Here is a 6,121-nt window from a genome sequence, read left to right as displayed (position 1 = left end):
CAACTATCTACATCACTGTTATTGATAAAATCTGCAGCATCGATATAATCTTTTTGATTTTGCTGACGGATGACGAATTTCACTTCGCTTGGGTAATCGTGTTCATTAACATCATCCGATTCATTTAATGCAACAACAAAGCTTTTTCGTGAATTATAAGCAGGATTTAAACTTAAGGCATTAACCAAATTTTGATTAAATGTAGCTAAACCGCATTCACGAGGAGGATAGGTTGAAATGTAGGCGATTTTCATATGTATTCAAATAGGGTTGATACTTAAATAACATTGTATTATCTAAATAGTTTGTGATTTCCTCAATTTACGCTTAATAAAGCCAAAACAATCTGATTTAGACACTTGTTAGTAAGTAAATATTTAACTATGAGATCAATATGGAAAGGTTCTATTGGATTTGGCTTGGTAAACATTCCAATTAAGTTGTTTTCTGCTGTCCAGAATAGTAACCTCGATTTAGATATGCTGGATGAGCGTGATCACGCAAAGATTAAATTTTTAAGGGTAAATGAAAACACCCATAAAGAAGTGCCTTATGAGAAGATTGTTAGAGGCTATTTTTTAAAAGACAGATACGTTGTGTTAGATAAGCACGATTTTGAAGAGGCAGCACCCGAAAAAACCAAAATTATTGAATTAGAGAATTTTGTTGATATAAAAGATATCAATCCTATTTATTATGAAACTTCTTATTACACCGAGCCTGAAAAGCAGGGCAAAAAAGCTTATGGGTTATTGCTAAAGGCCTTAGAAAAATCGGGTAAGGCTGGAGTGGCCAGATTTGTACTGCGGAATACAGAAAATCTTTGTGTTATCCATCCCATGGAGCATGTAATTGTGATTACTAAAATCAGGTTTGAGCAGGAAATAAGAAGTTTATCAGAAATTAACAAGGTTGATGATATTACCATAACCAAAAAAGAAATGGATGTGGGGTTGGCCTTGATCAAACAATACAGTTCCAAATTCGACTTAAGCGCCTTTAAAGATGATTACAGTAGCGAACTTTTGAAGATTATCAAAGCAAAGTCTAAAGGCAAACGCGCAACGGTTAAAAAGATGAAACCGCAAAAAGCTACAAGCGATGACCTGTATGATCAACTCATGCAGAGCTTGGGTTCGAAGAAAGGAGCTTAGTTAGTTTGGAGTTTGCAGTTGGGAGTTTTGAGTTAAAAACGCTCAGCGCAAAACGCTATGCAAGAACAGCCCTGGAGTAAATACCACTCCAGGGCTGTTCTTTATTTAAAAGCAGCCTTCAATTGATCTGCGGCATAGGCCTGAGCTGCTTTCGCTTCTGGTACTAGCAGCGCCATACCAAAAAAATCATGTGTTACACCCTCATAATTTTTACTGCCCACTTTTACCCCGGCGGCTTTCAATTTATCAGCGAGTATTACACCATCATCGTGCAAAGGATCTATTTCGGCTGTAATAATAGTTGTTGATGGAAGCCCTTTTAAATTGGCATTAACCAATGATATTTTAGGATCCTGCGCTTCAATCATTGTAGTCAGATATTTCTCTGTAAACCATCCCATCATTGCTTTGTTTAGCGGTTTTGCTTTTTCATGCAATTTATAAGATTCGGTGTTCATATCTGCTTGGGTTATAGGATAAACCAAAACCTGGTGCACAGGAAGCATAATGTGTTTGTCTCTGGCCATAATAGATACATTTGCTGCTAAATTTCCACCTGCACTTTCACCAACAACTGCAATCTTAGCCGGATCGGCTTTTAAATCTACTGCATTTTTAACAGCCCATTCATAAGCTGTAAAAGCATCGTTATGCGCAGTAGGGAACTTGTTTTCGGGTGCTAAGCGGTAAGCAACAGAAACCACAACTGCACCAACCTGCTCTGCCAATGCCTGTGCAGATGCATTATAAACATCTAAATTGGCAATAACGAAACCACCGCCATGGTAATAAACAATTAACGGATAGGGCCCGCCTTCACCTTTTGGCGTGTAGATACGCAAATGGATTTTACCTCCGCTAACATCAATATCTTTCCCCATGGTATCTACTTTCGCAGCTGGCATGGTTATATTATTTTGTTTTGCCAAATCCATTACCGCATCGGTTGGTGTATGATTTTTCCGCGCATCGGCAGCACTTAAAGTTTCTAAAGGTTTATCTCCATAACTATTTAATTTTTCTATTACAACCTGCATTTCTGGTTTTATTGTTTTTCCCCATTCAGGAGCAGGCCCGGCAGGTTTTAATGCTGCAGTTACTGAAGAGTCGGTTATGGTCGAATCTGTAATCGTAGTCGTTTTTGTTCCGCCTGTACAAGCAGCAATACAAACAGCTACAATACAAATAAATGAAGCAGGTTTTAACCAGTTAGTTTTCATAGGATTTTTTTATTTTATAAATATTGTTTGTATAACAGTATCAGTAAGATAGTGTTTTTGTTGTTACTCAACTTTTCAGAATTTATTTAAATAGCAAACATCTTGACGAATTAGTGTGTTCTTAAATAAATGAAATAATTATGCTAACAGAAATAACAGGACTACCAGATCATATTTTTGGCGTAAGGGCTACCGGAGAGGTGACAAGCGATGATGTAAAGAACGTTTTATTAGCCGGTTTGAAAAGAACAGCTGAGCGATTTAAGGAAATCAGGTATCTGCTCGTTTTGGAAACTGACGTGAAGAATTTTACAGCTGGTGCCTGGGTACAAGATGTTAAGGCGGGTTTGAAAAATTTTACCAAATGGAAAAAAATAGCCGTGGTAAGCGCCGAAAAAGGAGTAGAGTGGTTTTCTGATGTTTTCACAGTGGCTACGCCAGGTAAATCAAAAGGCTTTAAACCAGAAGAGATAGAAGAGGCAAAGGCCTGGCTGAATGCTGAAGATTAACGATTAAAAATGATGAAAAATTCTAAAACATCGGCAGAAAGTAGCAAGGCTACCGCACCGAAAAATGCAAAAGCTAAAGGTGCTGATGATAAAGTAACATCAGCCAAAGATGCCAAGAAAGTAAATGTAACTAAAGATGCTCCCGTTAAACATAAAAACCTTAATAATTAGAAGCAAAATCCTAGTTTATGAAGATTGGTGCCAATAACATCGAGCATTTTTATGATAAAGCCTACGACTGGATAATTGATAAAGGACCATCGGTAATTTTAGGTATAGTACTGCTTATTTTAGGCTTATGGCTAATTAAGCTACTGGGAAAATGGATGCAGGGTGGTATGCACCGTAAAGATATAAATCCTTCACTACGGCCATTTTTAACCAGTTTAATACTCATTACTTTAAGGGTTTTATTGGTACTTACAGTAATGCAGATTATTGGCATTCAGCTTACTTTTTTAACAGTACTCATTGGTGGTATTGGAGTTGCGGCAGGCCTGGCTTTATCGGGTACACTGCAAAATTTTGCCAGTGGTGTATTGATTTTACTGTTGAAACCTTTCGTTGTGGGCGATAGTATTATTGCACAAAGTCAGGAAGGGACTGTAATATCGATCCAGATATTTTATACTATTGTTAAAACATTCGATAACAGAACCGTAGTTATTCCAAATGGCAAATTATCAAATGAAGTGATTATCAATATCAGCAGAGAAGGCAGCAGGAGGTTGGATATTGAAATGAAGTTTAGCTATGGTATCGATTATGAACAGATCGTAAATGTTTTCAATAAAACTGTCGATGAATTTAAAGATTGTCTTAAGACACCCGAAAGAAGAATTGGTGTGTCTGCTTTAGAAGATAATGGATTTAAAGTAAGTTTAAATGTTTGGGTTAAAGCACACGGTTTTACAGATACTAAACTTTCTTTTCTCGAAGTGCTGATGAAAAACTTAAAACTGGGAGGAATAAAATTACCTGGTATGGCTGAGTAAAAAGCTACTTTCTCAGCAAAGCATAAATCTTGTCCATTAATTCGTCGATGTTAAAAGGCTTAGCCATAAAATCATCAGCTTCAATACCATCTAAAGTATAATTATTGGCATTATAACGGGCCGAAATCATTAAAACGGGAATGTGCTGTGTAGCTGCGGTATCTTTAAGTTCTTTTAAAAGTAGTCTTCCATCAGCGTCAGGGAGCATAATATCCATTATTATTACATCCGGATTAAATTTCTGAACATGGTTAATAAAATCAGCACCTTTGTTTAGTCCTTCAACGTTAAAAGCTTCGCTTTCTAAAATAAGGGTTATAACATCTAGGATTGCATGGTTATCTTCGATAACCAAAATATTCTTCTTTGCCAAAGTTGGGGTGATTTTTAAATTTCAAACAAATATATAATAAAAAATAAATCTCAAAACCGAATTTACTAAAATAGAGACATTCTAAAAAAGAGGCTTAATATTTGTTAATTCGTGAAATTAAATACGCTGCAATATCAAAATACATATGACTAAATTTTCTGTAGACCTAAGCAATTGCGATAAAGAACCCATTCATATTCCTGGTAAAATTCAATCGCATGGCTTTCTATTAGCGGTTGATAAGAACAGCCTATCCATTACCTACATTAGTGAAAATGTAGAAGTTTTTTTAGCGGAAGAAGCTAAAAGTCTATTAAACAAACAACTTTCGGTCTTAAACCAGTTTATCAAACAACAAGATCCGGCATTTAATATCGAAGAATTACTTAAACTAGGTATCATCCGTAAAAGCTTTGATGCAATTAGTCCCCATCCTGTTGAAATTAATGGCCTTTCTTTTTATCTGATTATTTCATCATCAGAAAGTGATTGGCTTTTGGAATTTGAGCCAGTAACCTTACAATTCGATATTCAAAGTTCTATAGGTCGTTCTGCCTCCTCTATGCTTCAGGGGAAAAGCATTTCAGCGCTGTTAAAAGGTGCTGCTCAAGAAGTAAAAAAACTGATCAATTACGATCGGATTATGATCTATAAATTTTTAGAGGATGGTCATGGCGAAGTTGTGGCAGAAGAAAAAGAAACAGGTTTAGAACCATTTTTTGGATTGCATTACCCTGCATCTGATATTCCTAAACAGGCTCGAGTGCTTTATAAACTCAATCTGACTAGGTTAATTGCCGATGTAAACAAAACTGATTCACCAATTCTAACTTTTAAAGAAAACGAAGCACTCGATTTAACCAATGGCGGCTTACGCGCCGTATCGCCCATACATATTCAATATCTGAAGAATATGGGGGTTCATTCGAGTTTTAGTATATCCTTAATCTCTCATGGCGAATTATGGGGGTTAATTGCCTGCCATAACTATAGTCCTAAGTTTATAGACTATAAAGCCAGAGAAGGCGCTAAGTTAATCGGGCAGATTCTTTCCTCAGCTTTAGAATACCGCCAGGAAGAAGAAGATGCAGCCGTTATTGAACAATTTAAAAGTACCGCCAATGTTCTTTTAGAACATTTAAACCGGGATAAATATTTAGTTGAAGCCATAACCACCCACAAAAGAACTATTTTAGACGCAACTAAAGCTTCGGGAGTGGTTGTCATTTTCGAAAATGAACTTAAAACTCTTGGAAATGTACCATCAGAAGAAGAAATAAGAGAACTTGTTGAATGGTTAAAAACAACCAATGATGAATCAATATACTATACCCATCGATTGTCTGAAATCCATTCTCCAGCTAAAAAATACAAATCAATAGCCGCTGGAATTCTTTCTTGTATGTTAAATAAAGAAATGGGCGAAATGATCATCTGGTTTAAACCCGAAATCATTACCACTGTGAATTGGGCTGGAAACCCTGAAAAACCTGTAGTTCCTTCAGAAAATGGCTTGTTGAACCTATCACCCCGTAAATCTTTCGAAATCTGGTCGCAGGTAGTTAATAATACATCTGAAAAATGGATGGCTGAGGAAATCGCCTCGGTTTTAAGGATCCGAGAAATTATTATTACCAACATCAACAAAAAGGCCAACGAAATTAGGCTGCTCAATGAAAAACTACAGGCCGCTTACGAAGAATTAGATACTTTTAGCTATACTGTTTCGCATGATTTAAGAACCCCATTAACCTCGATAAAAACTTATGCTGAGCTTATGCTCAAAAATAAGAGCATTGATGAAAATGGCCAAAAAATGTTGAGTAGGATTTTAATAGGTGCTGATAAAATGAATTTCTTAATTAAAGAG

The 6,121-nt window shown here is 36.3% G+C and carries 7 protein-coding genes and 1 pseudogene; 5 read left to right on the top strand and 3 right to left on the bottom strand.

The genetic code is table 11. The features are described from left to right. Window positions 1-254 (bottom strand): annotated as a pseudogene (locus tag AC1DND_RS16030) (glycosyl transferase); the annotation flags it as partial. A 129-nt stretch (window positions 255-383) separates the two neighbouring features. On the opposite strand from AC1DND_RS16030, the gene ku reads away from it, so the two are divergent. Continuing rightward, entirely contained in the window at window positions 384-1,154 is a 771-nt protein-coding gene (ku, locus tag AC1DND_RS16025; protein WP_477583083.1) for a non-homologous end joining protein Ku, read from the top strand. Between the two features lie 101 nt (window positions 1,155-1,255). On the opposite strand, the gene AC1DND_RS16020 is transcribed toward ku, so the two are convergent. After that, the gene (locus AC1DND_RS16020) at window positions 1,256-2,374 is read right to left on the bottom strand and encodes an alpha/beta hydrolase (protein ID WP_477583081.1); all 1,119 of its coding nucleotides are present in this window, start codon (window positions 2,372-2,374) and stop codon (window positions 1,256-1,258) included. Window positions 2,375-2,514: 140 nt separating this feature from the next. On the opposite strand from AC1DND_RS16020, the gene AC1DND_RS16015 reads away from it, so the two are divergent. Genes AC1DND_RS16015 through AC1DND_RS16005 form a run of 3 tightly spaced genes read left to right on the top strand, consistent with a single transcriptional unit; the run spans window position 2,515 to window position 3,878 of the window. Next, entirely contained in the window at window positions 2,515-2,883 is a 369-nt protein-coding gene (locus AC1DND_RS16015; RefSeq protein WP_477583079.1) for a SpoIIAA family protein, read from the top strand. A 9-nt stretch (window positions 2,884-2,892) separates the two neighbouring features. Next, a complete protein-coding gene (locus AC1DND_RS16010; RefSeq protein ID WP_477583077.1) occupies window positions 2,893-3,054 on the top strand; it encodes a hypothetical protein in 162 nt (53 codons plus the stop codon). Window positions 3,055-3,071: 17 nt separating this feature from the next. After that, window positions 3,072-3,878, top strand: coding sequence for a mechanosensitive ion channel family protein (locus AC1DND_RS16005; RefSeq protein ID WP_477583075.1), 807 nt, complete (start codon window positions 3,072-3,074; stop codon window positions 3,876-3,878). A 4-nt stretch (window positions 3,879-3,882) separates the two neighbouring features. Here AC1DND_RS16005 and AC1DND_RS16000 read toward each other — a convergent pair whose 3' ends face one another. Continuing rightward, window positions 3,883-4,251, bottom strand: a complete 369-nt coding sequence (locus AC1DND_RS16000) for a response regulator transcription factor (protein ID WP_477583073.1) — start codon at window positions 4,249-4,251, stop codon at window positions 3,883-3,885. Window positions 4,252-4,396: 145 nt separating this feature from the next. Here AC1DND_RS16000 and AC1DND_RS15995 point away from each other — a divergent pair. Then, window positions 4,397-6,121, top strand: a 1,725-nt coding sequence (locus tag AC1DND_RS15995; RefSeq protein ID WP_477583071.1) for a GAF domain-containing protein, incomplete at its 3' end; no start/stop codon positions are given.

This window comes from Pedobacter sp. 01N416, assembly GCF_056399685.1.
This window is presented reverse-complemented; position numbering and strand designations above follow the sequence as displayed.